General features: G+C 42.0%; 3 protein-coding genes, 2 tRNA genes and 1 pseudogene. 3 read left to right on the top strand and 3 right to left on the bottom strand.

Features of this window, described 5'->3' with window-relative positions:
• Both J536_RS24110 and hisB read right to left on the bottom strand, forming a co-directional pair.
• Positions 1-155 (bottom strand): annotated as a pseudogene (locus tag J536_RS24110) (imidazole glycerol phosphate synthase subunit HisH); the annotation flags it as partial.
• Positions 155-748, bottom strand: coding sequence for an imidazoleglycerol-phosphate dehydratase HisB (gene hisB / locus J536_RS24105; protein WP_002116767.1), 594 nt, complete (start codon positions 746-748; stop codon positions 155-157). The gene hisB and the pseudogene J536_RS24110, both read right to left, overlap by 1 nt.
• Before the next feature lie 102 nt (positions 749-850).
• On the opposite strand from hisB, the gene J536_RS24100 reads away from it, so the two are divergent.
• From J536_RS24100 to J536_RS24090, 3 genes are all read left to right on the top strand, one after another.
• On the top strand, positions 851-1,234 hold the full coding sequence (locus J536_RS24100; protein ID WP_002116928.1) for a GNAT family N-acetyltransferase: 384 nt from the start codon (positions 851-853) through the stop codon (positions 1,232-1,234).
• Positions 1,235-1,340: 106 nt separating this feature from the next.
• Positions 1,341-1,416: transfer RNA gene (locus tag J536_RS24095), tRNA-Phe, on the top strand.
• A gap of 126 nt (positions 1,417-1,542) precedes the next feature.
• A tRNA-Phe gene (locus tag J536_RS24090) sits at positions 1,543-1,618 on the top strand.
• Between the two features lie 168 nt (positions 1,619-1,786).
• Here the strand turns inward: J536_RS24090 and J536_RS24085 are convergent.
• On the bottom strand, positions 1,787-2,047 hold a 261-nt coding region (locus J536_RS24085; protein WP_032064247.1), incomplete at its 5' end, for a GNAT family acetyltransferase.

The raw sequence follows: 2,047 nt of genomic DNA, 5'->3' as shown, positions 1-2,047 counted from the left end.
CGCATTGCACCAACACCTGGAAAAACAATTTTGTCGGCTTGTGCAATTAACTTTGGATCATTGGTCACATCGACTGTAGCGCCCACGTGCTCAAGTGCTTTAGCCGCTGAGTGTAGATTGCCCATGCCATAATCAAGTAACGCGATACGTGTCATTAGAGGCTACCTTTTGTCGATGCAATCGTATTTTCTGCACGTGGATCAACTTCACATGCCATACGTAAAGCACGAGCAAGTGCTTTGAACACACTTTCAATTTGATGGTGGCTATTTTTACCTTTCAAATTATCGATGTGTAAGGTCATAAGCGCATGGTTTACGAAGCCTTGGAAAAACTCAGAAAATAAATCGACATCAAATGTACCGATGCGCGCACGAGTAAATGGAATATCCATGAATAAACCCGGACGACCAGATAAATCGACAACAACGCGAGATAAAGCTTCGTCTAATGGTGCATAAAAATGACCATAGCGTTTTAAACCTTTTTTATCGCCTAAAGCTTGTGCAAAAGCTTGTCCAAGCGTGATACCACAGTCTTCTACGGTGTGGTGATCATCAATCTCGAGGTCTCCGTCACAATGAATATCGATATCAAATAAGCCATGTCGCTTGATTTGATCAATCATATGGTCTAAAAATGGAACTCCAGTGTTTAGTGTGCCTTGACCAGTACCGTCGAGATTTAAACGAACTCGAATTTTGGTTTCATTGGTATTTCTAACCACTTCACTGATACGTTGCGTCATGGACACGTTCCTCAAAAAACGTCAAAAATGATTGGATGTTAACGACAATTTCGCTGTGACGAATTCGTGACAGCATCATAGTTTGCTCAGGAGGGTTAATCAATGCCTATTACCGTACATGCTTATAGTTCTCTAGATAATTCAGAGATCCGCGATCAGCTTGAGCGACTGTATGATACAAGTCCGGAGTTTGGTGACGGGCACGATGCGATTGAACAACTTGAACAAGATTTACAACAGTATACCACGCTATACACTGCCGAATTTAACACCAAAATTATAGGTGCAATTTGGTCTTCAGGACAAGGCGAAAGCAAGGTCCTTGAATATATTGTTGTGCACCCTGCTAACCGTGGTCGTGGGGTAGCTGAGCGCTTAGTTGAAGAAGCTTGCCGCATAGAAGAGTCAAAAGGTGTTAAAACTTTTGAGCCAGGCTGTGGCGCGATTCATCGCTGTTTGGCTCACATTGGTAAACTACATCACTAAAAATTTCTATTATTTTGTAGTTGTGATTTAAAAATAATCACTTGTTACAAAAAACGCGGAAGTTGCTTGACGTCTTCTTGTAAACATTGTTTAATACGCCCACTTCGGCGTGATAGCTCAGTAGGTAGAGCAACGGATTGAAAATCCGTGTGTCCCCAGTTCGATCCTGGGTCTCGCCACCATTATTTGTGTTTTCAATCCCTGATCCCATCAGGGATTTTTTTTAAGTATAAAAAATACTCATTTAAATCAGAAACTCAGGATAATTGTTGACTATTGTTCTGAGATACGGCTTAATACAGGCCATCGGCGTGATAGCTCAGTAGGTAGAGCAACGGATTGAAAATCCGTGTGTCCCCAGTTCGATCCTGGGTCTCGCCACCATATTCAAGAAAGCCCCATTCATAATGTATGGGGCTTTTTTCATGCCTGTTTATTTAATAACAAGATTAAGACTTTACCTGTGTATAAATCTCATTTTATCCACAAGCAAAGAGGGTTATCCCCAATATCGCCTTAAGTTTTTAAAAATGGCTCAACTGAAACGTGGTTCTAATCATGAGAACTATCACGAATAAGTCGTTTTCCTAAACACACGGCTTCTACCTCGTCATAGCCAAGTTGTTCGTAAAAATTCAATACATTCAAATTGTCTTTACGGACTAATAATTGAAGCTTTGGGCAACCCCGAGCGATGAGGCGCTTCTCAAGCTGCTGAACGAGCGCTGTAGCGATTCCTAAGCGTTGTTGGTGGGGGTGAACAGCCAAATAGTTGATCCAGCCTCTATGACCGTCGTAGCCGCCCATAAGCGT

The organism is Acinetobacter sp. 809848 (assembly GCF_000581275.1).
Lineage (GTDB): Bacteria > Pseudomonadota > Gammaproteobacteria > Pseudomonadales > Moraxellaceae > Acinetobacter > Acinetobacter pittii.
Note: the sequence above shows the minus strand (reverse complement) of the source record. Positions and strands in the feature narration are given on the sequence as shown.

Excerpts from the sequence above, each read along its gene's own strand:
- hisB (WP_002116767.1), bottom strand. The coding sequence starts at position 748 with ATGACGCAACGTATCAGTGAAGTGGTTAGAAATACCAATGAAACCAAA.
- J536_RS24100 (WP_002116928.1), top strand. The coding sequence starts at position 851 with ATGCCTATTACCGTACATGCTTATAGTTCTCTAGATAATTCAGAGATC.